This is a genomic window from Bradyrhizobium sp. SZCCHNR3119 (assembly GCF_032487775.1).
Classification (GTDB): Bacteria; Pseudomonadota; Alphaproteobacteria; order Rhizobiales; family Xanthobacteraceae; genus Bradyrhizobium.
Genome location: NZ_JAUEUV010000001.1, coordinates 1,704,551 through 1,727,227 on the forward strand (window position 1 = coordinate 1,704,551; position 22,677 = coordinate 1,727,227).

The 22,677-nt window shown below is 59.5% G+C and carries 22 protein-coding genes and 1 pseudogene; 7 read left to right on the top strand and 16 right to left on the bottom strand.

The genetic code is table 11. The features are described 5' to 3' along the window. Window positions 1-18: 18 nt before the first annotated feature. From QX034_RS08140 to QX034_RS08150, 3 genes are all read left to right on the top strand, one after another. Window positions 19-1,059 carry a BtrH N-terminal domain-containing protein gene (locus QX034_RS08140; protein ID WP_316195247.1) on the top strand — a complete coding sequence of 347 codons (1,041 nt, stop codon included), beginning with the start codon at window positions 19-21 and terminating at the stop codon, window positions 1,057-1,059. 151 nt (window positions 1,060-1,210) lie between these two features. Further along, window positions 1,211-2,164 (top strand): hypothetical protein, encoded by a 954-nt coding sequence (locus QX034_RS08145; RefSeq protein ID WP_316195249.1) that lies wholly within the window; start codon window positions 1,211-1,213, stop codon window positions 2,162-2,164. Between the two features lie 3 nt (window positions 2,165-2,167). Next, window positions 2,168-3,142 carry a DMT family transporter gene (locus tag QX034_RS08150; RefSeq protein WP_316195251.1) on the top strand — a complete coding sequence of 325 codons (975 nt, stop codon included), beginning with the start codon at window positions 2,168-2,170 and terminating at the stop codon, window positions 3,140-3,142. A 29-nt stretch (window positions 3,143-3,171) separates the two neighbouring features. Here the strand turns inward: QX034_RS08150 and QX034_RS08155 are convergent, their stop codons facing one another. Next, window positions 3,172-4,323 carry a PLP-dependent aspartate aminotransferase family protein gene (locus QX034_RS08155; RefSeq protein WP_316195253.1) on the bottom strand — a complete coding sequence of 384 codons (1,152 nt, stop codon included), beginning with the start codon at window positions 4,321-4,323 and terminating at the stop codon, window positions 3,172-3,174. Between the two features lie 1,193 nt (window positions 4,324-5,516). Then, on the bottom strand, window positions 5,517-5,909 hold the full coding sequence (locus QX034_RS08160) for a hypothetical protein (protein WP_316195255.1): 393 nt from the start codon (window positions 5,907-5,909) through the stop codon (window positions 5,517-5,519). A gap of 564 nt (window positions 5,910-6,473) precedes the next feature. Here QX034_RS08160 and QX034_RS08165 point away from each other — a divergent pair. The 3 genes and pseudogenes from QX034_RS08165 to QX034_RS08175 form a co-directional block, all read left to right on the top strand. After that, window positions 6,474-7,490, top strand: a complete 1,017-nt coding sequence (locus QX034_RS08165; protein ID WP_316195257.1) for a response regulator transcription factor — start codon at window positions 6,474-6,476, stop codon at window positions 7,488-7,490. A gap of 117 nt (window positions 7,491-7,607) precedes the next feature. Beyond that, entirely contained in the window at window positions 7,608-8,126 is a 519-nt protein-coding gene (locus tag QX034_RS08170) for a VOC family protein (protein WP_316195258.1), read from the top strand. Window positions 8,127-8,419: 293 nt separating this feature from the next. Continuing rightward, window positions 8,420-8,612 (top strand): annotated as a pseudogene (locus QX034_RS08175) (LysR family transcriptional regulator); the annotation flags it as partial. Window positions 8,613-9,079: 467 nt separating this feature from the next. On the opposite strand, the gene QX034_RS08180 reads toward QX034_RS08175, so the two are convergent. The 11 genes from QX034_RS08180 to QX034_RS08230 form a co-directional block, all read right to left on the bottom strand. Beyond that, window positions 9,080-11,134 (bottom strand): MFS transporter, encoded by a 2,055-nt coding sequence (locus QX034_RS08180; protein ID WP_316195259.1) that lies wholly within the window; start codon window positions 11,132-11,134, stop codon window positions 9,080-9,082. Window positions 11,135-11,509: 375 nt separating this feature from the next. Beyond that, window positions 11,510-11,920: a CopG family transcriptional regulator gene (locus tag QX034_RS08185; RefSeq protein WP_316195260.1), complete on the bottom strand. Its 411-nt coding sequence runs from the start codon at window positions 11,918-11,920 to the stop codon at window positions 11,510-11,512. A 9-nt stretch (window positions 11,921-11,929) separates the two neighbouring features. Next, the gene (locus tag QX034_RS08190; protein ID WP_316196053.1) at window positions 11,930-13,906 is read right to left on the bottom strand and encodes a conjugal transfer protein TraG; all 1,977 of its coding nucleotides are present in this window, start codon (window positions 13,904-13,906) and stop codon (window positions 11,930-11,932) included. Window positions 13,907-13,996: 90 nt separating this feature from the next. Continuing rightward, on the bottom strand, window positions 13,997-15,724 hold the full coding sequence (locus QX034_RS08195; RefSeq protein ID WP_316195262.1) for a relaxase/mobilization nuclease domain-containing protein: 1,728 nt from the start codon (window positions 15,722-15,724) through the stop codon (window positions 13,997-13,999). Between the two features lie 390 nt (window positions 15,725-16,114). Continuing rightward, entirely contained in the window at window positions 16,115-16,867 is a 753-nt protein-coding gene (locus QX034_RS08200) for a lytic transglycosylase domain-containing protein (RefSeq protein WP_316195263.1), read from the bottom strand. A gap of 2 nt (window positions 16,868-16,869) precedes the next feature. Further along, the gene (locus QX034_RS08205; protein ID WP_316195265.1) at window positions 16,870-17,379 is read right to left on the bottom strand and encodes a S26 family signal peptidase; all 510 of its coding nucleotides are present in this window, start codon (window positions 17,377-17,379) and stop codon (window positions 16,870-16,872) included. After that, window positions 17,376-17,891 (bottom strand): DUF2840 domain-containing protein, encoded by a 516-nt coding sequence (locus QX034_RS08210; protein WP_316195266.1) that lies wholly within the window; start codon window positions 17,889-17,891, stop codon window positions 17,376-17,378. Before QX034_RS08210 ends, QX034_RS08205 begins: the two co-directional genes overlap by 4 nt. Before the next feature lie 3 nt (window positions 17,892-17,894). Beyond that, window positions 17,895-18,173, bottom strand: a complete 279-nt coding sequence (locus QX034_RS08215; protein ID WP_316195267.1) for a helix-turn-helix domain-containing protein — start codon at window positions 18,171-18,173, stop codon at window positions 17,895-17,897. 134 nt (window positions 18,174-18,307) lie between these two features. Continuing rightward, on the bottom strand, window positions 18,308-18,943 hold the full coding sequence (locus tag QX034_RS08220) for a DUF2285 domain-containing protein (RefSeq protein ID WP_316195269.1): 636 nt from the start codon (window positions 18,941-18,943) through the stop codon (window positions 18,308-18,310). Then, entirely contained in the window at window positions 18,903-19,280 is a 378-nt protein-coding gene (locus tag QX034_RS08225; RefSeq protein WP_316195270.1) for a transcriptional regulator domain-containing protein, read from the bottom strand. Before QX034_RS08225 ends, QX034_RS08220 begins: the two co-directional genes overlap by 41 nt. After that, window positions 19,231-19,518: a DNA -binding domain-containing protein gene (locus QX034_RS08230; RefSeq protein ID WP_316195271.1), complete on the bottom strand. Its 288-nt coding sequence runs from the start codon at window positions 19,516-19,518 to the stop codon at window positions 19,231-19,233. The genes QX034_RS08225 and QX034_RS08230 overlap by 50 nt, the downstream gene beginning before the upstream one ends. 215 nt (window positions 19,519-19,733) lie before the next feature. On the opposite strand from QX034_RS08230, the gene QX034_RS08235 reads away from it, so the two are divergent. Next, window positions 19,734-19,961 carry a helix-turn-helix transcriptional regulator gene (locus tag QX034_RS08235; RefSeq protein ID WP_316195272.1) on the top strand — a complete coding sequence of 76 codons (228 nt, stop codon included), beginning with the start codon at window positions 19,734-19,736 and terminating at the stop codon, window positions 19,959-19,961. Window positions 19,962-20,076: 115 nt separating this feature from the next. Here QX034_RS08235 and QX034_RS08240 read toward each other — a convergent pair whose 3' ends face one another. The 3 genes from QX034_RS08240 to QX034_RS08255 all read right to left on the bottom strand — a co-directional run bounded on the left by QX034_RS08240 (window position 20,077) and on the right by QX034_RS08255 (window position 22,491). Further along, window positions 20,077-20,400 carry a DUF736 domain-containing protein gene (locus QX034_RS08240; protein WP_316195273.1) on the bottom strand — a complete coding sequence of 108 codons (324 nt, stop codon included), beginning with the start codon at window positions 20,398-20,400 and terminating at the stop codon, window positions 20,077-20,079. Between the two features lie 542 nt (window positions 20,401-20,942). Further along, window positions 20,943-21,425 carry a hypothetical protein gene (locus tag QX034_RS08250; protein WP_316195274.1) on the bottom strand — a complete coding sequence of 161 codons (483 nt, stop codon included), beginning with the start codon at window positions 21,423-21,425 and terminating at the stop codon, window positions 20,943-20,945. A 142-nt stretch (window positions 21,426-21,567) separates the two neighbouring features. Further along, the gene (locus tag QX034_RS08255; RefSeq protein WP_316196055.1) at window positions 21,568-22,491 is read right to left on the bottom strand and encodes a DUF2493 domain-containing protein; all 924 of its coding nucleotides are present in this window, start codon (window positions 22,489-22,491) and stop codon (window positions 21,568-21,570) included. Window positions 22,492-22,677: the final 186 nt, after the last annotated feature.

A 22,677-nucleotide genomic window follows, 5' to 3' on the forward strand; every position in this document is an offset into this window, starting at 1 on the left:
TCTCCGCGCGGAGACCTGTTGTCGTGCTATACGACGAGCATAGCCACTTACCTCGCCCGGGCGAATGTTGACACCGACGTCGCGCTCGGATTGCAACTCTTTCTCGCCACCCGCCCGGTCACCGATGACCCACCTGTTTGCGCGTTCTCGCATTACCACACCCCACTCCTCGGCGTTACACCGACGCATACCCTTCATCTCCGTCGCAAATGGACAGATTCATTCGAAGAAGCACGAACATCCATCATGCGAGAGTGCCGTCATCGAAGCGCAGTCATCATCTCCCGCGACGCCTACATATTGCCATGGTCGCAGTCATATCAAAAGAAGCACGCACAGCATTGGTTCATCGTTGCGAAAACGTCGGCCGATGGTCGCGTTTTGCACGTTGTTGATCGGTTCCAATACGCCGACGAACTCGGCGTTCAACAACCGTTCGAAGGTCAGATCGCCTGCGATGCACTATTCGACCATCGCGCTTGTTCGCCTTTCGACCCGGTCTCGTACTGGCGAAGCAGGCTCGCGTTCGGCCAGGACGACCAGGCTCAACCCACGCCTTCGAATGCCTTCGAATGGTTCGAGGCGGAGGCGCCGATCGACGTCCGCCCGAGCGCTCCGCACGCAGCTCTGGAGCTTCTCGCCATGGGCACCGAGCTCTACTTGTCACGACGCCTGCGCCCAGATCTGGACGGCTGGATGGTGGGAGCGGCGGCGCTCGATCAGCTCGCAGCATACGCACAGGCTCACCTCAATGACCCCCGCTTCTACAGCCTAAGCGACGATTTCTGGGTCATCGCGCGAAATCGCGCCTATTTCTGTCACGCCTTGCGTCGCGTTTCGGACCTGTTATCTCGCCGAGATCTTCACTCCCTTTCGCTCCGCCTGCATGACACCGTCATGCGCGCCTGGTCTGCAATACCTCGCATCATGCATTACAACGCGATGTCCATCGAGCGTAATCGAGAGCCTCGCCGGCTCGTCGTCGCTCTACTTCAACAGCTGGCTTCCGAGGAGCCGGCCCTTATCGAGGAGCTTGATCACCTGCTGTCATCCCGTTGATGCATCGGCACGATCAGACTCATTCTCTGACCGGCCGATCCCGATTGATTCTTTCTGCGCGAAATTGACGGACTGGCGGTCTCGTCAGCTGGTGCGGGTTCGATGCACCTGCGTTGCGCAGAGTCTCGACGTCCACGACGGAGCCCGCTTCATGGCATATTTGAGCTGCATCGGCACAAGCACTGGCGTATCCCATCCATTGATCGACGCCGCGCAGAACGAGCAAGATCGACATGCCGTGGAGCGGCTTGTCGAAGATGGGTTCGATCAATTCGTCACCGATGATCGGCCGATATGCCGCTTGCTGGCGGAGGCAGCTCATCACACGCTGTCCATCGCATGCCTCGACTCTGCTTCGGTCGAGGCAATCTATCTCGCAACAGAGAGCTTCTGGGACATCGACCCGCAACTCGTGTCCGACGAAAGCCAGCCACATTATCATTTTCGCGCAACGCTGTATCGATCGCTTCGAGACCTCGGCCTTCGGCACGCGGTTTTATATGGGCAATGGCTTTCATCATGCGCGAACCTCTTGCCGACAATCGGCGCAGCCGCGGACGCGGTAGACCGAGGCACATACGATACGGCAATGGTGTTGGTCGGCGATCGGCATCCTCGTGAGGCCCCCCGACTTCTAGCGAGCGGCGCTGCGGTTTATAGCGATATTGCGGTCGGCTGCCTGGTGACGCGTGAGCATCGACCGCACTCATGGCTCATCGGGCCGGTCGCTTCCTATTCATCGCTGCTCACGGGCGCGGACCATAACAGAACGCTCTCTCAACTCATAGGCGACATAAGACACGCCGCACGCGAACTTGAACGTCGATACAATCGACTATCAGGCTTTGCGCTCGCCGATGCCGACGGCATTGTGGTCGGAAATCTGGATATGCTTTCAACGCGCGTCATGACCGACGCGCTCAAAATCGAGCCGGGCAAGATTAGAGCGGACAGCAAGCCGATCATCGCCCACGGCTACGCCGCCGACAATTTGTACTCACTCAACGTTATTGCTAAGAAAGATCAATACGATCCAGGGTCTCGGCTCCTCGTGCTGAATACCGCCGTCCGAAACTGGAATCTGTGCAGCCTAACGACGAGCTAATCCATGCCTCCTGAGCTAAGAACGAGAACGAGGGACCAATCGGGAATACAAGGACAAGGACCTCAATGGGTCGCCAGACTCCCGCGCGAGCACATAGGCTTCATCCTCGGCATGCTTGGTGTCGTGATGTTTTCGGGCACGCTGCCGGCCATGCGGATCGCGGTCGATGGCATAGATCCTACGTTCGTGACCGCAGCACGAGCGGCGTTGGCCGGAATAGTGGCAGCCGCTTGCCTTATCGTACTGCGCCGACCGTACCCGAAAAGGTCCATGTGGAAGCGGCTCGCCACGATCGCAGCGTGCCTGATTGTCGGATTTCCACTGCTGTCCGCCTTTGCCATGAAGATCATTCCAGCGATTCATGCCAGCGTAATATTCGGAATACTGCCGATTGCCACCGCCACCGCCGCGGTTGCGATCGCCGGTGAACGACCCAGTTCGAGTTTCTGGATCGCAAGTGCAGTCGGCACTTGCGCGACGATCGTTTTTGCTCTCCGAAACGGGGGATTTGGAGCACTGGCCCTTGGCGACCTGTTGCTGCTTGCATCGATTGTCATCGTTGCGATCGGATATGCACTAGCCGGTCGGTTATCAATCGATTTACCAGGGTGGGAGGTCATTTGCTGGGCCCTGGTGATGATGCTGCCATTATCCGTGCCTGCAGCATTTATACTTCTGCCTACAAATGTGACGGCTATTCCTATGAGCTCATGGGGTGGATTTCTCTATGTTTCCTTGATCAGTCAATTATTTGCATTCTTCGCCTGGAATACCGGTCTCGGACTCGGCGGCATTGCGCGTGTCGGTCAGATTCAGCTCCTGCAAACATTCTTGAGTATTTGGCTGGCGAGCTGGGTCAATCGTGAGCCGATTGACAGTGACGTGATGTTCTTCTCGGTTATTGTCGTTGCATCGGTTCTGGTCGGAACCCGGATGCGGGTGACACGGCAAACTCTCCCAGTGCAATCGTCGACCTAGACTGCGAAATAAGCCGTCGCTCGATATGCCTAAGATGCCTCACTCGGTTCGAGCTGCGCCAGGGCCTGCTCCAAATCTTCAAGGAGAAGCCGGGGATCTTCAAGGCCAACACTAACGCGAAATAGCCACGTACCATGCTCGCTTTTCGGCTCCGGCGAATTCAAGTCAATTCGCGTTGGGAAAATGACGCTTTCCACGCCGCCCCAGCTGACACCCAGCCTGATGAGCTTAAGCGATCTGGCGAACTTGGACACCGATGCGTGCGACATTGCTGCAGCTGTGAACGACAGCAGTCCATTTGCGCCCGAGAAGTATTTCTTCCATCTCTCATGATTCTCAGAAGTCGGGAGCGCCGGGTAAAGCACCTCTCTGAGTTTCGCATTTCGTGACAACGCGGTGGCAATCTGCATCGCGGATTTGGCTTGCCGATCGAGGCGTACCCACACGCTTTGGATACCCCTCCAAACCAGATACGCGACATCCGGAGCAAGTGCCGGCCCAAGAGCGGTCAGCGCGCTTTCCAGCACTTTGCGATGCCTCGTGCTGGATGAGATGAATCCCGCAATCGCGTCAGCATGTCCGGACAGATATTTTGTTGCAGACACAATTGAAACATCGATTCCGTGATCAAGCGGCTTGAACAAGCACGATGACGACCAGGTATTGTCAGCTATCGTAACGATCCCTCGTGACTGGGCGAAGGCGACGATTTCGCTGATTTCCGCTATGTCATATGTGAGCGAACACGGCGCCTCGATCCAAATGACGCGTGTTTGTGGCTTGCAATACGAGACAATGTCTTGCGCAGCCCGCGCGGAATAAAAATCGACGGAAATGCCAAATCGACCCAGAAATTCCGTCGCCAAATGCTTGGTTGGCGCGTAGGCGGAGGTCGGCACGAGCAAGCCATCGCCCGCGGACAAGAAGGCCAGTGCTGCAGCCGCAATTGCAGCGTGCCCCGATGAAACCGCGTAGGCCTTATCGGCATTTTCCATGCTCGAGATTACTTTCTCCAACTCAAACGTGGTCTCCGTTCCATATCGGCCATAGTACGGAACGTCGAATCTACGCTGCCCGGCGGCCTCGAGCGCGTCCAGATCGTTGAAAAAGATCGTCGACGCGCGCTGAACGGACGGGCCAAGAACGCGACCATCGCTGAGAGCTGATCCGGGCAACGTCATTCCACTTCGGTCTGTCACAATAACGCTCCGCTCGTTGTAGGAAACGCTAGCTTCCTTAGCGCCACACAGAGATGCATCACCTCGCGGCGGCCCGCGACCGCGCGGACTATCAGTCGCGCCTGCTGCGTCCCGTTTACTTGAAGCACTAAGGCACGCTTTGGGTTGCCAGCCTTTTCTACGGCCGGACCGAGCACTCTGCCGAACGCCGGAGAGGCGTCCGGTTCAGGGCATGGCCCTTGCCCTGGTAAGCTCCGGCCACACCCCTCTGACGGACTGGACACTTTTGAGACTGCGCCCGGTGGGACATCCACATGAAGGGCGAAACAAGCCTCCGCCCGAACTCTTGATGGCAAAAGCCCGGGCCCATCGGCGCCCGAGCGCCAATCAAGGCATGGTTCCAGTGGAACAATCACAAAACTGCGCCCCCTTTCAATGATTCAAGCTGTGGTTGCCAGCCGAAAATCCACCAAATGGCAGCCGATACTATGATCAACCGCTGTCTCAGCACAGAAGATTCGCGAGCGTCCGACCAGGGCATGCCTCGTGCAAGCTTTGCGCCGAGACGGCGAATGTTTCGTAGCCTGAATTTTGGACTGACGTACAGCCTGGTGAAGCCAAACAACACCTAATTGAAGCGATCGCGACGGCTGGCCCGATTAAACATCGAGCAACACCCGATGGCGTTTCTACTTCCGTCGGCAATTGCATGGAGCCGGCGTTGAATTGGGGACACGATCGATACGCAAGTTGCGCCAATGCCCCGGGACCACGGTGATCGCCTGCGTTCAACACCTGCTCTCGGAGCAATCGAAAGCCATGTGCGCTACTGCCTAACCGCCAGCCGCATCGATTGACAGCAATTAGACAGCGAAGGGGCGCGGAGCAGGCGCGACGCCGGCAACTGACCGTCTATATCATTGTTGGTACGCGGTCGTTGATTCGGAGGAAGGCAGCTCACCTAAGGGACGCCTGAAAAATTTAGACATAATCCCATGCAGCCGCCTGCCCGACAAATAGGCAGAACACCAAGGCACGTCGCTATCCGCTGCTGCTACGCTAATCGGACTCCTTCCCGGAGTTTTGCTTGTCAAAATCCACCAAACCAATGTAAGGTTGCATCTTACCGGCATCGGAGCCTGGTCATGTGGACGTCGCGCCTTGTACAATTGATACCCCGACAAGAACTGCTCCCATCAGAAGAAGTTGTTCCAGAGCGCGTAGCCGAGGTCATAAGTGCGATTGCCGATTGTGGCTTCTGGACAGATCCGATCCGGATAGAGCGCTCTACAAATGTTGTCATGGACGGTCATCACCGGCTCGCTGCTGCTGAACGCCTCTCCCTCTCGTGGATACCATGCGCCGAATACACGTACGATGAGGTAGACGTCCGCAGCCGGCGCGAAGGATATGATGTGAATGCTGCTTCCATTCGTGAACGAGCGCTCTCGCGCGCGCCATATCCCAGCAAGACAACCAAGCACCTCTTTCCGGATGCCCCAGCAATCCGGATCTCCCTTGAGATCCTTCGCGGTAAGCAGCATGCGGCGCTGGACAATCGATGGATACTCCCCCTGCAACAAGCCCAATGGCACATCAATGACACTTGCTGAGCAACCCGGCGCAGGGAGGCCCGCAAGCAATGAGGACGCGGCGTAGCCGGCAGGCGTTCATATGTATGACAAGGCCTCCATAACTTCCGCCTAACCAAATCCGCATGGCTCGCCTTGTGCGAATTTCGACCGATCCGGACCGTCCGGCGGACCGGCACATCACTTCAGGGCAACGCAATCTGTTGTCGCGAGACGAGGTCTGGAATGAGAGGCGCACGAGCGATCACAGACGTCCTCTGCAGGCAATGCACATTCGGCATCACCTACTTCCAGACCAGATGCATGCTTGACAGGCAGACTACTGGGGGTCGCACGCAACCTGCTCGTTTCGTCCTGCCCCATCTCCGTCAACCCGGCGCACCGAACGCTCTGGTTATCTTCAACGGCCGAAGCGCTGCCGCGCGAAATGCAAATGTGCTGGCCCACTCATCTTTAGCAAGGAACACACATCACGACGCAATGAACGCTCTCAGCGACGACGTCCATGCCCGCCAAGCATTCAAGTCGACTATGGAATAATCGTGCCGAAAGGTTGGAATAATGGCCTCGGACCATGCGCGCCGTGCACAACTTGCCATCGATGGTGGACGCGAAACATACACAACTGCGCCTGACACCAGGGCCGACTGCTATACGACGGAAGCGCCGTCGCCGGATTCGAGCGCCAGCTGCACTGAATGCAACCTGCGAACGGCAGCCAAGCGCATAATCATGCCATCCTGTCAGAGCGCGACCAGATCCGGCGCCAGCAACCCGCCTGCTGCGCCACCATTCATCGATAATGAATCTGAATTGCACACGGACTTGCCGGGCAAAAGGACAACGACCGTATCCATCTTTGAGCCCAACGAAGTTACCCGACGGGGTCTTCAATCAGTCATTTCATCCGTCACTGACTTTCAAATACTTCCGCACAGCGAGAATATATCAACTGCAATATCGCAGGTCGCACAACTGCAACCGGATGTCGTCGTCACCGAATTGATCGGCCTCGCAATACCGGGATCTGAATGGATTCGTAGACTTCGGTCCAGTTCGGCACAAACACGCTTTGTGGTATTTACTTCCTCGGACGATGAAGTGCATGTGATGTCGGCGCTTGCGGAGGGAGTAAACGCGTACATATTGAAGCGAAGCGAGACAAGACTCCTCATCCGTGCAATCAGAGCAGCTATCGATGACGATCTGGTGGTCGACTCTGCGGTCAAGGAGACAATGCTCCGTCATCTATCCGTCGCCTCCCCTCCCAGCATGGAGAAAGCGCTCAAGGACTTGACTTGGCGCGAACTCAACATTCTGGGCTTTATTGCGGAAGGCTGCTCAGATCGAGAGATCGCCTTGCAACTGCGTCTCTCCGTAAAAACGGTTCGAAATTATGTCAGCCGGCTGCTTGCCAAGCTCGATATGCATACGCGCACACAGGCCGCAGTTTATGCAACTCGCAACGGGCTTGCTCCACGCACCCTGGATAGCAAGCCCCGAATCACCCCGTTGACTACATGCAGCTCCGCTGTGGCTCCCGCGAACCGTCGCGGCCAAAAGAGCGGCCGAAAATGATATGCCCCACTTGCAGATCCACGACGATCGTGCCGGTTAGTATCTCGACGTTTCGCAAAGACATCGACGGCAACAGCTACTAATCCTCCCGGGCGTCTAGTTTAACAAGACGGAGCGATGACCATGACTCGTAATGCGGACCCAACGGATATCAAGTGCGCCACGGGGAAAATTGGTAGCGTCAACCATCTTCGATTGACCGTAACCAGTATCGAGCGCGCGAAGGACTTTTACTCGCCAATTCTTCGATTTATGGGCTATCACCTCGTCGAATGCAGCAATACGCGACTCGCATGGACGGGCTGGGCGGAACACGGCAATCTGCGCTGGTTTATTCTCAGTTCCGCCTCCGGAGAACAAATGGGCTTGCCACATAATCGGTACGCTCCCGGCTTTCATCACCTGGCGTTCAATGCAAGAAGTAGAACTGAGGTTGACGATTTCTACGATCTGCTTGTCCAGAACGGGGTGAATATCCTCGACGCTCCAAGAGAGTATGATTACGAGACCGGCTACTATGCGGTCTTTTTTACTGACCCAGACGGGTTCAAGCTCGAGCTGGTGCATGTGCCCGAAGCGAGCAGTCGGAACTACTGGCAAGCATTCGTGGACCGTGGAACGCCGCTGATCACCTGACCGAACAGCTAAGAGTCCATGCAAAATTCAGGTCACGGACTTAAACTGGATTCCTGAGTGGTTCGTGGCAGAAGCAATCGCGGCAAGAAATTACGAGTATCGAGAAGGCAACGCGGCATTGGCTTTCCGGGAGTTGTCCATTCCGCACCGAGCGCAGCAGCCGGAAAACCAAGCTTTGGAACGACACCACGATATGCGGCCATCTCAAGCGCTGCACTGGAGCGATTAACAACGAGCTCTATCTAGATCGCCTTGCCTGGAATCGCCTGCACTAAAGGATCCTTCGACGGCACTTCGAGAATCGACAGGTCGACCTCATCTCGGAGGGATATGATGCCGCTATCGGCGGCGATTTCGAACTGGCCTCTAGCCTTGTCTCGCGCCCACCGGCGCCCGTTCATATCATAGCGGTTGCTTCTCCGACCTACATGGCTGGTCGTACGCAGCTGCGATCCCGGTGACCTGGCGCACCTCAGCGGTGTCGTGACGCCCACCACAGATGAACCCGAAGCGGTTGGTCAACCAAAATACCAGTATCGCATGCGTCAATTCGGTCGAGGATGGAGAACCAGGCCCGTATCCATCAAGCAGCCAGCGCTCCGGCGACAACAGGGCATCGTGGTTTTCGCACAGCTCGTCGTCAAGGACCCGCACCTAGTTCGGGTGCCACAAAATACTGTCAATAGCAAAGTAAGGCAACGAGTACGCACGGCATAGTGCCTTGCAGATCGTTGACTTGCCGCCCCGCGTTGTCGGTCACCATTACGCGCGTCATCGTGCGTTCTCAAATATTGCGATTGGCCACACGAGGAAACGCCTTTGGGCTTAACTGAGATTGTCGGTCTGATATCACAAATGTACGCCTTGGATCATAAGCGACAACACTCAAGTGACATAATGGGGGCGCTTTCGGGCGCTTACCGGGCATCGTATTTAAGCAGCCGATATTTCGCTTACCAATCGCCCCCTGCGCGCGCCTCAAGGACCGGCTCGTCAACAAAAGAACCACCGGATCCAACGAGGCTTCCAGGGGGATCTCCGAAGGCACTCTTGCCCAGCATCCGAAACCATGGCATCGCAAACCACACCAGCGCCGCCACCTGAAATACAACGCAAAGACCGAACGCGGCCTGATAGGCCACGACTGGATAGTGTCCGCCCTGAGACGGCCATTGCCCGACCACGAACCCGATGCCGTATTGAACCATGAACGCCCAGCCGAAGTGCAGGAGGTTCAAGGCGCCATTGCTGCGCGCAGCAAATTCCCCTGGGAAATAATCGGCCACCGCCGCGAAGCTCAGGACAGTTGCGGCGCCGGCCATGGACACGGTGAACCAAGGCAAAAGCGATGGCAGAGGAATGCGCAGGACCAGAGCGAGTTCGGCCAGCGTGAACAGCACGCCCACGGCAGCCAAAATGACTTCGGTCCTGATGTTGAGCTTGCGCAAGCGATCAGCCATCGCACCCAACAAGAGGGCTCCGAAACTTAGGCCAACGGCCATGAAGAGCATCTGAGAGACCCGGCTCTGCCCGTCGAGCCCTTCTACGTCCGTGAGCCAGGCCGAAGCCCACAATGACTGCAGCGCCCAAGCCGATACAATGCATGTCGCCGAAAGCGGAGCGACTCTCAGGAAGCGCGGATCCGAATAGACAGACCACAAGGTCAGCGGCTTTCGGGTGACGGTGGCCATCTGCGGCTCGGCGACGCGCTCCGGAACAGCCATGTAAATGAGCCCGCTCACCGCAAAAGTCGCGATCGTCAGGATTTCAAAGAGGCTGCGCCAACCAACGTAATTCAGCAACCAATCGGTTGGCGCGGTCGCTGTCACTGCGCCAAGCGAGCCCAACATGATCATCCAGCCGTTGGCAAGCGCGACACGCTCTTTAGGAAACCAGGTGACAATGGACTTGAGTCCGGCCATCAACGAGCCGGCGACGCCAAGTCCAATCGTGGCGCGCGCAACGAGCAGTTCCGGGAAGCTCGAGGCGTTGCCGAACAGCGTGGCGCCGCCAGCCGCAATGACCAGTAGCACGCCTTGGACCCGACGCGGCCCAAGGCGATCCAAAAAGACGCCTATAGGAATCTGTGCCACCCCGAACACCAGGAAATAGACCGATGCGAGCAGCCCGGTCTCTGCGGCGTCGAGGCCAAACTCAGAGGCCAATGCCGGCGAGATCGCGGCATTGATCGTCCGAAACAGGTAAGCGAGGTAATAGCCCGCGGCAAAGGGAAGAAACACTGAGACGACTATGCGCCATGTAGAAAGGGGTGCCTTTCTCGGCACATCAGACTCCCCTCTCGGGTTCGGAATGGAATTTTGCGGAATCGGGCGTGCGTCTTGCCGTGCGTCTCTCGCGGCGTCCGGCGAACTGGCGCAATGATCGCGGTCGCCGCGCGAGCGCCTCCCCCCTTCTTCTGGGTTTGAGCCCTGGGCAACATCGGAGCGTTCAGAGCCAGCTTCCTGACCGTGTCGGCGCGGCTCCGCCGTCTGGGTGGCGGCGTCCTCGCCCGTCTCGTACTCCACTCGTCCCTGACTTTGGGAATGGAGAGTGTCGATTGTCTCCTGCATGAGAGGCCGGCGTTGCCGGACGCGGCGATCGACCTGCTGTGCCAAAACTCTGAAGCGCTCGTCACCAAGGCGGATCGCCTCTTGTTGCCGCTCTTGCGATACAGCCGGCGTCACTGCCAACTGGTATCGAGCGTGCAGCGCGACGGTCTCGGCAATCATCCGCATATCGCGCTCGAGGTGCTCGAACCTGGCGTGCATATTGTCTAGTCGCTCGCACAGCAGAGCTTCGACCGATGGCGCGGGGTTCATAAAATGCTCGAGAGCAGCTTCAACCAGCATGCTCTTGCCGACGCCTGGCCGGTCTGTTGCGACGTCGAGCCGACCACAGACTCCTTCGCTGAGCCGAACCGTTACTTTGCGACGCGCGGAGGTTCTGCGCTTGCGCGACGATCGCACCTCAATGCGATCTTGTGCCTCAAGTCCGGCCAGTTGCTGCATGTGCTGCTATTTCCCCAACGCCCCATCTCGAGGCCGCGGCTTCGCGGACGATTGATGAGGTACCAATTCTGACGGGAACTACAGAAAAGGCAGCCTGAGCTCTGGCTCAACAGAGCAGAACTGCCGATCATGCCCTGGCGTAAAAAAAGAAAGGAGATACGGCACCGTGTTGATCGGCAACGGAGTGTCAGCGAAAGGGAAGATCTGTTTGGCGCATTGCGCGCTAGGCGATTACCAGAGCTGAAGGCGATCGTTTCTCAAAATAGCTGCACAATCGTTTTCGCGAATGAAGCCATCTGGATGCGCACCTCTGCTTCAGGATGAAACGGCGTCATCCTGGCGAAGAGCCGGCCCTGACCTTTGGTTCGCGCCGCTTCACTTTTCAGGCGATTCGATACTGACTTCCTTGAGCACCGTCGACCCGCTGGAGAGGCGCCGACCGAGCGCTTCGACAAAGCGGTCGTAGCGCTCGGCACCTTTCGCACGCGCTGCCGGGCTCGACTGCTCCGGGAGAGCTGGCGTAGACGTCAGCCAGAAACGGATGAACAGGGCTATGGTCTCGAGCGTGATGCCATCGTTGCGCTCGAGCCGCTCGAGCACCCGCACGATCCGGTCCAGCCGCTTGGCGATCGCAGCCTCGCGCCGGTCGGAATCGTCGGGGGAAAGAAACGACCCGATCGCGGCCTCCGCAACCAACGACTTCGGCTTGCCCTGACGCTTGGCGTAAGCCTCCAAGCTCGCGAAGATCTCCGGATCGAGGTAAATGCTGAGCTGGATCTTTTTCATCTTGCCCGCTTACAGGCCCATCTTGTCGTCAGGATCGAGGCTGACAGCGCGTGCGAGGCCCTGCATTGATCGGTTTAACGCTGATGCTTGCACCGCTTCAGCGTCACTCTCGTCCGGCGCAGCATCAAATTCGTTCTCGGCGAGTGGCGCTTTCACAACGACCTCTTCTTGCTGCGGCAGCTCCGGTTCGCGGCGGATGCCGCCATTCTGGTCGCGGGCCTTGTTCTTGAGAGCGTCAAGTAATTTGACCGAAGTAGGAATTGGCGCACGTCCTGACCACTCGTCCGCTCGCGGGAGCCGGTCGATAGGCATCGCATCTGATGGTTTTAGGATCCGGCGCTGGAATTGAGGATCTTCATAGTACCGGACCTTACCCGCGCGGATCGGATGCAGCCCGGAGACCATCACAATTGCCTCGTTCGGTGAGAGTTGCATAATCTCTCCGGGCGTTAGCAACGGACGCGACGTCTCCTGGCGGCTCACCATCAAATGGCCGAGCCATGGCGAGAGGCGATGGCCGGCATAGTTCTTCATCGCGCGCATCTCGGTTGCTGTCCCGAGCGCGTCCGATACGCGCTTGGCGGTGCGCTCGTCATTGGTGGAGAACGCGATGCGGATATGGCAATTGTCGAGAATCGCGTGGTTCGGGCCATAGGCGCGTTCAAGCTGGTTCAGGCTCTGCGTGATCAGGAAGCTTCGGATCCCGTAGCCTGCCATGAAGGTTAGCTGACTTTCGAAAAAGTCCAGCCGGCCGAGGGCCGCGAATTCGTCGAGCATCAGCAGGAGCTTTTGCCGCCGTCGGTCGGTATCCAGACTTTCGGTCAGCCGCCGTCCAATCTGATTGAGGATGAGGCGCATCAGCGGTTTTGTGCGGGCGATGTCGGAGGGCGGTATCACCAGATACAGAGATATCGGTTGATCCCCATCAACCAGGTCACGGATGCGGCAGTCGCTTCGGCCCGTCACCTTGGCGACCACGGGGTCGCGGTAAAGTCCCAGGAAGCTCATGGTCGTCGACAACACGCCTGATCGCTCATTCTCACTCTTGTTGAGCAACTCGCGTGCCGCCGAGGCCACCACCGGATGAGCGCGCTCGCCGAGGTGCGGCGTCGCCAACATGGCGTTCAGGGTTGCCTCGATTGGGCGTGACGGGTCCGACAGGAAGCTCGCGACCCCTGCTAGCGTTTTGTCGGCCTCGGCGTAGAGGACGTGCAGGATGGCACCGACAAGCAGAGAATGGCTGGTTTTCTCCCAATGATTGCGCCGCTCCAGTGCGCCTTCGGGGTCAACGAGAATGTCAGCGATATTCTGCGCGTCGCGAACCTCATTGTCTCCTTTGCGGATCTCGAGCAATGGATTGTAGGCGGCGCTCGCGGGATTGGTCGGGTCAAACAGAAGCACCGACCCGAACTGAGCGCGAAAGCCGGAGGTCAATTGGAAGTTTTCGCCCTTGATATCGTGAACGATCGTGGAATACGGCCACGTCAGAAGGGTCGGAATGACGAGACCAACGCCCTTTCCCGACCTGGTCGGCGCAAAGCACAGCACGTGCTCGGGACCGTTGTGTCGCAGGTAGCGGTCGCCCAAACGACCGAGCACGACGCCATCGGGTCCAAGAAGGCCGGCACGACGCACCTCTCTTGGATCGGCCCAACACGCTGATCCATACGTCGTGACATGCTGGGCTTCCTTTGCCCTCCAGACCGAGAGGATAACGGTAACGACCACGGCTGCGATCCCGCCGCTTGCGGCGATGCACCCACCCTGAAGGAAAATCGTTGGCGCATAAGCGTCGAATTTGAACCACCAGATGAAGAGGGCCAGTGGTTGATACATGGGCCAGGGCCCGATCATGAACCAGGCCGGCCCGAGCTGCGGCTGAAAGCCGAGCCGCCAAGCGGTCCACTCGGTGGCGGTCCAGAGAAAGGCAAGCACGAGCAGCGACGCAAAGAAAAGCTGCCCCCAGAGGATTCTAGTTGCTGACATGCACAGAGGTGATGCGCAAGCCCAACTGACATTCAACGGCAATCCGCGCGCCGTCGTGATCATGCGCACCGTGGCGTAGAAATCGGATGGTCAGAGCGAGAGGTCGCGCTTGCGCCCAAAACTCCATTCAACGCCACCGGGGCCAGCAATGCCGTTCACATGCCTGCCAAGCTCACGTTCCAAGGACGGTATCCAGGGTACGAGCTGAAAACCCAAGCCATTGTCGATCATCGCGAAGCGACCGGAAGCAAGCGATAGCCGTTGGCGATAAACTCCGGTGACGGCCTCCCCTGCCTCAGCGGGCAAATGCGACAGTCCCGTTTCCGAGGCAAGACGCCGTCCGACCATTTCGAGTTCGCGACTGCGCAACGTACCGACCAAGTTACGTCCGATCGTGACCTTGTCCCCGTCGCGGCGGGCAAGCCCCTGCTCGGCCAAAGTATCGATCCGCCGATCGAGCGCGTTGCGAACCTCGGCGCCGAAACCGGCGCGCGAAAGCTCGGCACCTTCTCGGTCGACGAGCCGGCGGTCGAGCCAGGTCGCCCCCTCCGCTGCCACCTGCTGGTCGAGATTGAGATCCGAGCGGACCGCGAGTGCGATACGCTGACGGCCTCTTGCATCCTCGAAACGGCGCAGCTCCACGATACCGCCGATCGGCCCGTCACCGGCGGATTCGATGTCGGGGAGCTTGAGATGATGAACGCGGCCGTCGATGCCGTCGACGACAGCGAATGCTGAAGCCCTCAGTTCGTCATCCAGCCCGCGGGCGATGAGGCGGCCGATCACAGGCTCGCCATGGCGTTCGCCTTCGAGCGCCCAGGATGACGGGGCGCGTGTAGCGCCATCCTTCGTGAGGCTCTTGTGCAACCGCTTGATGATGTCGCCGCGCTCGCCGAGCTCCTGCAAGCGCTGCTCTGCGTCAGGCGCGAGTACCCAGCGTGCGGGCCCCGCGGGTTCAGCCAGACCCAGCCGTTCCAAGGTTCGCATCCGACCAATTCTAAACTCCCGCAGCGGGTCGGGCGTGGCATCTAGGCCCAGCCTGACATCAATGACCCCATCCGCCGCTCCCGCTTCCCGGGCAAGCACCCGATCGATCCGTGTCCAGCGTTCGGCCGTCGTCTCATTCTCAAGACCACGACGAACCTCGAGCTCCGATCGCGGGCCGAGCTCGCGGGTGACGAGATCGCCGGCGCGGGCACGCAAGCCCGTTGAAATATAATCCCGGCTGATGACGAGGTCGTTGCCGTCATCAGCGCGGCCTCTCACGAGGATGTGGACGTGTGGGTGCTCGGTGTTCCAATGGTCGATGGCGACCCAATCGAGTCGCGTGCCGAGGTCACGCGAGGCCTGATCCATGAGCTCGCGGGTGAAGGTTCGCAAGCTCGAGAGCTCGCTCGCCTCATCGGGCGAGACGATGAACCGGAAATGATGCCGGTCGTCCTTGCAGCGCTCAGTGAATGCTCGGCCGTCCGCCTCGTCTCCGGCGGCATCGAACAGCTTGCCCTGCGCGCCATCGCGGGTGACCCCGTCGCGCTGGAGATATCCGATATGAGCGCGCAGGGCGCCCGGCGAACGTGAACGGCGCACGACCCGCGCCTTGACGACGGCGCCACGGGCGCGGCTGCCCAGGAGCCGCGACGCAGCTAGGCTCGCGGCGCGGCCACGCCCAAACGTGCTACCCCGCCTCCGGCCGGTCCGCGAGAGACCGCCGGCCTTGTGCGCGGCCTGGAGCGCCTGCGCCAGGAACGGTTTGGTGCGAGCCGCGCGCGTCGAGCGGATGCGGCCTGGACGGATGCGAAAATCGTGGTTTCCGGTCATCTCGGGCTCATGGGGTGTCAAAAGTTGAGCGGCGATAACGCGTTGTCAGAAATCGCAAGGTGCGCTTGATATCGCGCAATGTTTGCTGGATCGCTGGAATTTTCAGGTGGTAGCCATCCCGACCGACCGTGCGCACCTTGTGCGCTTTATCCTGCCCTCCTCGGTCGCTCGTTCCCAGCGTCCAACTTCCAAGCCAACAGACTCTCGATGCTGGCGGCGATTTGCGAGATGCGCCCCACTGTTTGCGAGCAAAGCGAGCGCTTGCGATAGCGATCGCTACCCGAAGGGCCGAGACACCCGTAGGGTGGCTCGGTAAGGAGCGAAGCGACGAGTAGAGCGCGGGCCGAAGGCATCGCCCGTGCAGCGTTTCGAATGCAAACCGAACGTCCGTCATGGTGCGCCCGCCCGCTCAACAAACAAGGGCGCCTGCCGCCAAGGAAGTGCACGCCTGTCGTCAGCTGCGGTATGTTCACGTTGCTCGTTGTCCAGCAATGGTGTGACCGCCGCGACGTAGGCCGTAGTTTCGGGTGGAAGCGGCTTTCCTGTTACGAGATGCTGCTCATATCGCGTCGGACCAGCATGATAGGCTGCAAGAAAACCCGCTTGCCCGAAGCGATCGTGCAACTCTTTGAGGTACGCGGTGCCTGCTAAGATGTTGTCACGGGGCTCGAATGGATCGAGGCCCAACCGATAGCGAGCGCTGAGCTCAACCCAAGTTCCTGGCATCAGCTGCATCAAGCCCATCGCCCCCCGAGACGACGTCGCACGTTGGTCGCCTGAGCTCTCCACCTGCATCACAGCGCGGATCCAGCTTACCGGCACGGCGAAGCGAACGGATGCTTCCGCGATGCATCCCGCGAACCGATCGATGCCACCCGGACGCGGCGAGGTTTGCGCGTGTACGGTCACGCCGAAGGCCACCGCGACGGCCACATGGCACAGAAATGGCGCGATGGCGACGATGACGTGGGCCGTTAACCGGCGCGAGCGGAGCAGCCCAATCGCGCCCGTCAACGCACGGGAATGGCTCTTCCGTTGCGAGGCGAGCGCCGATTTTTCATCATCGAGACTGCTCCGGTAAGGAAGGATTAGAGCGAGTTCGGACGAACCCAAACCAGTCGAAAGGGTGATGCCGCCCCGCACGGTCACTCCTCCTCGGTCCACAACGGCACGGCCCTGCCGATGACTGAGGATGCGGGAATCGGTCCAAAGTATCGACCATCTAGCGAGTCTGCGGACTGCCAGTTCATGACAAAGACATCGCCATCGGCAATGACACGGCAGCCCTGCCAGGCTGGGAGCGGCCGGCCACGCCTGTCACGCTCCTGTGCATCTCCGACATTGATGCCATCGACGGCGATCGTTAGGCCGTTTCTGCAGACGGTCTGTCCAGGCAGCGCCAACACACGCTTGAGCATGGGGACGCCGATCGGCAGATAGCCATTGAGATCAAGGAAGGTGGCAAGAAGCTCAGGTGGCTGGATGGCAACCAGTTCGGAGACGATCAACTTCGTTGCTGGCTGAACGCGATAAAGGCCGATCGGAACGCTGTTTGATGCGTTCCAAATGAATTTGGACGTCCCTCCACCGAGCGTCGCGAGGAGAAGACCTGTTGCTGCAATAGTCGTGACAATCGTCGCACACCGAGCCTTCATGACGACACCCTTCGCCGATGGAGCCAGGCCTGGTGACGGGACCGGGTGTATGGCCGGGGTGCTTCGTTGACCGACACTCGATTATGAACGTGGTGCCAATACTCAGGTGCTGCGTCAGCAGGATCGATGTCGAGCGCTTCGACTGTGTCGATCATTTGCAGCACCCGCTCGACCTTCGGCCAGCCGGAAAGTCGCAACAGGCTCTCCCCGCCCGGTGTGATCCAGGGCACGGTGGAATAACGCTGTCCCGGCGTCGCTGCGCGCAGGATATCGATGCGGGATAGCATCGTCCCAAAGTCGTTGGACGTCCAACGCACAAACGCGAAGATGCTGCCAGGGGCGAATGACAGCACGCGTCGATTGCGGTCGATGATCTTCTCAGAAACGGATCGACCAAATCGAACGCGGTTCTCGATGCGTTTTTCGAGCCACAGGATTTCAACAGTCGTGAGGTCGCCGACTCTGACCTCTTTCGTTGAATGGCTCTCGAGATTCTGAGCTTGTTTCTTCATGAGTCAGCGCCGCTCTTTTCCTGCATAAGGGATGGGAGCGTGCCGCTTGGCCGGCAGTACGGTGCCGGTGCCTGGATCGCTGGTTGACGTTCTGGTGCCGACGTCTGCCCAGGCTTTGAGGTCGGCGATGGCGTAGATGACGCGACCGCCAATTTTCCGGTAAGCAGGACCAGTACCGTAGATCCGGTGTTTCTCCAGCGTGCGGGGTGAAAGGCTGAGATATCGCGCTGCTTCGGACGTTCGTAGATATCGTGGCGATGTAATGAGGTTCAGATCGGACATCTGAAAGGCTCCGTGGCCGTGTGGAGCGCCAGCGAGTTTGGTGGCGCGCTGACGGCGACAATGACCGAGAAGAACCGCGAAGGGGGATGCCGAACATGAGGGGGTGTATTTTCGATACCCCCGAAGGACTGCTTTTACTTCTTTCGCGAGGGTGGTCGTAACAGGGCGCGGTAGCCACCCTGCACCAGGGCAAAGCCAGTCTTGACCAGGCGGACGATCTGACTGCGCACGTCGTGCGTGCGCCAGTCCCGCTTGCCAATGCGGTGAGCGGGCAGCAGGACTTCAGCGATCTCGCGATACGTGGCGCCGTCCGTCCGGGCGTCGAGCGCGCGCAAGGCAAGCGCGAGCCGCCGGCGGCGGTAGACTGAGAGCGCATGGAGCGGTGCTCCCTGCGGTCTGCCGTTGAGGCCTCGCCACAAGCGCCTGCCCGCATCGACCCGAAATTCGAAGTCACGGTCGAACGGATATTCAACAGTGTAGGCAGCAGAGACGATCGGCGCCTCTTTGAACCAGATTCGGTGCTCCACGCCATGCAGATGCATCACGGCGTACCAGCCGTCAGGGCCTTGACGCAACTGACCGTCGTCCAGCTTGCCAAGATCCAGGCGAACGGGCGAATTCGGGCCTGCGAACAGCGCAGGATGTACTGGCGCGGGACGCACGGGTATGACCGTCACCAGCACTTCTGGCGCCCAGAAGATCGTCTGGTCGAGATAGGACTGACCGGGATCAGCTGCGAAAAACCAACCCCCATTGCTGTCGAAACGCAATGCTCGCGCCGACACCAGGCGGCGGGGCGCCCTGCTGAGCTCGCTGGAAGGCAGGATTGCGACGCAGGCACTCCCAGGCCAAGCCGGTCATTTCCGCTCCCTCAACACGCTTGTAAAACTCGGATGACGATCTCCAGTTGAATCTTGACATATACTCGTCCCACAGCACACGCGATTGCGGCGCGATAATCGTGACGAGCGGCAGTTGCAGGTAGTCCCCGATCATGCATCGCGTGATGCAACAGATCGAACCCAGTGGCAGAAAGCAAATTATTCTATGCAAGGCTTCAAAGGTTTGGATTTGAAGCACCACCTCGGAGCAGATGGCGATATCCATGCTCCGTCATCCACTTTGCGCGGGTCAGGTGGCTGTCGAACGCACGTCTGGCGCGGTCGTGCTCCAGCTCGGGATCGATGTGGAGAACGATTTGCGCAACCTCGCGCCAGTCGGCGCCCTCCGCGTCCGCATCGAGCATGCGCAAATAGGTGACGATATGCTCTTCGTCGTAGACCGTGAGCACAGGATCCGTTGGCGCAAGGTCGGCAACGTCCGGATCTGCAGGCGGTGTCTTCATGAGCGCGTCATAGAGCGAATGATTCTAATTCCTGCTGACCTGGAGGACTTACTTTAGCCTCAATTGAACCAATACCGCCCGCAGGAATTGGGTAGCCCCTTCTACACCGATAAGGGCGGGCCATCCCACCGCGTAATAAGTAGAATAACATGTCCTGCGACGAATAGGAACGATCGTTCCTGGAACGATCGTTCTAGCTCGGCTCGCATGCCGCCATGGATCTCAAGGAGATCATGGCAGCGAATCTGCGTCGTAAGCGCCATGATCTGGGCATGACGCAAGAGGAGCTGGCTGAGCGCGCAGGCTTAAGCGCCCGTTACGTCGGCGCGATCGAGCGCGGCGACGTGTCGGCAAGCGTCACGGTGCTAGGGCAGATTGCGGACGCATTGGGAGTCGAGCCGGGAGACCTGCTCAGGCGCGTTGGGCGCGCGACCAAGTCGTAGACACCGGTCGGCCTGCCCTTATTCTCCAACCAGCACGGCCATTGTTGGGCTGAAAATCGTGTGATGCCGCAAGAAGCCCCGCCCGGTGACCGGGCGGGGCTTGGCGCTGCCGGCCTTACTCAGCGTTCTTGCGCGGCCGCGACCACAGCAGGGTGAAGCCTTCACCACCCTCTTCGTTGAACAGGTTCGCGTAGATCGGCGCCGTGAAGGAGGGATCGTCGAGCTTGAGCGAGAGGTAGTCGCGACCTTCCTCGGAGCGCTTCGACCAGGCTGCGCCGATCTCGGCTCGCCCCACAAAGACGCGGTGGCTGGGTGCGTTCTCGTTGGAGGAGCGGTTCTGCTCGGCGACGATGCGAACGCCTTTGGCCTTCAGGCTGAGGGTGGCGATTTCGCCCTGGTAATCGTTTCCGACCTTCTTGAACGAACCGATGGTAGCCATGTCTCTTCTCCTGATTGTGTTTCGAGCCCGCGACCACCGCGGCCTCGATGGCGATCTTTGAGGCCGGGGACGATCGGCGATGCACCCGAAGGGCCGGAGCGCAGCGGAGGATGCTGTCGCAGCGACTTTCTTGGCTCCCGCGAGGAATGGGCGAAGCCCAGGGGAAGAAAGTCGCTGTGACAGCGTTGCGGCTCAGACGATCGAGGCGCAGCCGGTCTTCGGCCAGATCGAGCCATCACGGAGGCCCGGTGCGTCGCGTGCTGAAACACAACCTCGGGAGAAGTGACATGGCTAATCTCGGTTCTGCCGTACAATAGGTCGAAACGGTTGGGCGTAGAGAAAGAAAAAGAAGCGGGAAATAGCGCCATCGTTGCCGAAAGAGACCTCCGGGAGAAAGGCCCTTCACGTCGAGATGGAGCGGGACTAACCGCCAGCCTTTCGAGGTGCTCTGGAAAGACCCGATGTTCTTTCGCTCACGCTCGACGATCCCTCCTTCAACGCGCTGATCTACATTGACCTGTTCGACGAGGAGGGTGAGGAGATCATCCCTCGCGCGTGGCGGCCGTGAGAACTGGGCAAAGGCCGTCGCTGACCGCCCTGCCCGGTTCGAGCGGACGGGGCTCTGTAACCACGATCAAACGGGTCCAGGCCGTGCCGCCGATGAAGACCGCGCCGAGGTAAGCAAAGACTCCCTGCCATATAGGCGAAGGCACTCCGATTTGCGCCATGGCAAGAACGACATGATAGCCAGCAAGTGTCGCCGGCAAAGCGAACGCGGCCGCAATGAGAGCGCGCAACATCAGAGACCGGGTCATGGCGAAAGCGATTTGAGCGATGGCCAGCGTCATGCCGCCGACGGCGACAGCAACAAGCGATGTGCCGAGCAAGCCCGCACCATTGTGGAATGCCCAGATGCCGGCATTAATCGCCACAAAGAACGGCAAAGCGTACACGGCCAGCGTGAAGATCAGCCAGCAGAACAAGCCAATTCCAGCGATGTTAAGGAGAAAGCCAAAGGCGAGCATGGCGGTGGCTCCATGTGCATAGATGTCATGGTCGCGCCTTCCACCACCACCGCGGCGCAGGTTTGGATATGAGAGCGAAACGAGGCGGAGTCGCGGCGGTGCAACTTCGCCTGGGTGGTAGGTCGGCGTGTAAGGTCGGCGCTCACGCGCCGCCGAATTTCCAAACAGGGATGCCGAGCCGCTTTGCCTTGTCGGCAAGGTTGTCCTGGATTCCCGTGCCAGGGAAATGCATGACGCCGATCGGCAGCAGTTCGAGCATGGCGTCATTGCGCTTGAACGGTGCTGCCTTGGCGTGCTTGGTCCAGTCCGGCTTGAACGCGATCTGTGGCACCGTCCGGGTGGTCGCCCATTTGGAGGCGATCAGTTCGGCACCCTTTGGCGAGCCGCCATGGATCAGGACCATGTCGGGATGCTTGGCGTGAGCCTTGTCGAGGCGATCCCAGATCAGGCGGTGATCATTGAAGTCGAGACCCCCGGTAAGTGCGATCTTCGGCCCCGGTGGGAACATGACCTCGGTTTCGGACCGGCGTTTGGCTGCGATGAAGTCCCGGGAGTCGATCATTGCCGCGGTCAGCGTGCGGTGGTTGACAAGTGATCCCGATCGAGGGCGCCAGGCCGAGCCGGTGTAGTGCTCAAAGCGTTCGATGGCCTGGTCGCGGAAGAGTTCCAGGCAATTGCGCCGTTCAATCAGTGTGATGCCTTCGGCCGTCAAGCGCTCCAGTTCGACCGATCGCACTTCCGAGCCGTCCTGTTCGCGCTGGCTCCTGCGTTGCGCCTGTTCGTTGTCGTCGAGCTGACGGTTGGTTCGATCTGCGGCGCGGTGGAAAAGATTGACCGTCGACCAGAGCAGATCCGGAAGGTCGGGCTCGAGCCGGGTGTCGTTCAGCGTGGCGACCAGCGCGTCGAAGATATCGGCGACGGCGCCCGCGATCATCTTGCCTTCGGGCAGCGGTCTCGGATCGGGCTGGTCGTCGAATGGACGGTAGCCAAAGAGCTGTAATTCGTTGAGGACAAGGTCGGTGGCAGATGAAGCGTGCGGCGGTTCGATGTCGTCACGATCGGTCATGGAGAGGTGTCCTTTTGCCGGATCGGCCGCGCCCATCGCGGCCTTCGTGGCGATCACTCAGACGGCGGGCGGAACGGGCATGCACCCGGAGCAACGCGGAGGGCCGCAGCGCCAGCGGAGGATGGCTGTGGGGCGGCTATTTTGCTTCGCGATGCAAAGGCCCGCGGTCGGGGTCCCCACGCGACT

What these genes read in the sequence shown, in the direction of transcription:
- QX034_RS08235 (WP_316195272.1), top strand. Translation starts at nt 19,734, where the DNA reads ATGGATCTCAAGGAGATCATGGCAGCGAATCTGCGTCGTAAGCGCCAT.
- QX034_RS08170 (WP_316195258.1), top strand. Translation starts at nt 7,608, where the DNA reads ATGACCATGACTCGTAATGCGGACCCAACGGATATCAAGTGCGCCACG.
- QX034_RS08255 (WP_316196055.1), bottom strand. Translation starts at nt 22,491, where the DNA reads ATGACCGATCGTGACGACATCGAACCGCCGCACGCTTCATCTGCCACC.
- QX034_RS08205 (WP_316195265.1), bottom strand. Translation starts at nt 17,379, where the DNA reads ATGAAGGCTCGGTGTGCGACGATTGTCACGACTATTGCAGCAACAGGT.
- QX034_RS08210 (WP_316195266.1), bottom strand. Translation starts at nt 17,891, where the DNA reads ATGAAGAAACAAGCTCAGAATCTCGAGAGCCATTCAACGAAAGAGGTC.
- QX034_RS08230 (WP_316195271.1), bottom strand. Translation starts at nt 19,518, where the DNA reads ATGAAGACACCGCCTGCAGATCCGGACGTTGCCGACCTTGCGCCAACG.
- QX034_RS08180 (WP_316195259.1), bottom strand. Translation starts at nt 11,134, where the DNA reads ATGCAGCAACTGGCCGGACTTGAGGCACAAGATCGCATTGAGGTGCGA.
- QX034_RS08195 (WP_316195262.1), bottom strand. Translation starts at nt 15,724, where the DNA reads ATGACCGGAAACCACGATTTTCGCATCCGTCCAGGCCGCATCCGCTCG.
- QX034_RS08155 (WP_316195253.1), bottom strand. Translation starts at nt 4,323, where the DNA reads ATGACGTTGCCCGGATCAGCTCTCAGCGATGGTCGCGTTCTTGGCCCG.
- QX034_RS08145 (WP_316195249.1), top strand. Translation starts at nt 1,211, where the DNA reads ATGGCATATTTGAGCTGCATCGGCACAAGCACTGGCGTATCCCATCCA.
- QX034_RS08240 (WP_316195273.1), bottom strand. Translation starts at nt 20,400, where the DNA reads ATGGCTACCATCGGTTCGTTCAAGAAGGTCGGAAACGATTACCAGGGC.
- QX034_RS08250 (WP_316195274.1), bottom strand. Translation starts at nt 21,425, where the DNA reads ATGCTCGCCTTTGGCTTTCTCCTTAACATCGCTGGAATTGGCTTGTTC.
- QX034_RS08215 (WP_316195267.1), bottom strand. Translation starts at nt 18,173, where the DNA reads ATGTCCGATCTGAACCTCATTACATCGCCACGATATCTACGAACGTCC.
- QX034_RS08185 (WP_316195260.1), bottom strand. Translation starts at nt 11,920, where the DNA reads ATGAAAAAGATCCAGCTCAGCATTTACCTCGATCCGGAGATCTTCGCG.
- QX034_RS08150 (WP_316195251.1), top strand. Translation starts at nt 2,168, where the DNA reads ATGCCTCCTGAGCTAAGAACGAGAACGAGGGACCAATCGGGAATACAA.
- QX034_RS08225 (WP_316195270.1), bottom strand. Translation starts at nt 19,280, where the DNA reads ATGGATATCGCCATCTGCTCCGAGGTGGTGCTTCAAATCCAAACCTTT.
- QX034_RS08190 (WP_316196053.1), bottom strand. Translation starts at nt 13,906, where the DNA reads ATGTCAGCAACTAGAATCCTCTGGGGGCAGCTTTTCTTTGCGTCGCTG.
- QX034_RS08165 (WP_316195257.1), top strand. Translation starts at nt 6,474, where the DNA reads ATGGCCTCGGACCATGCGCGCCGTGCACAACTTGCCATCGATGGTGGA.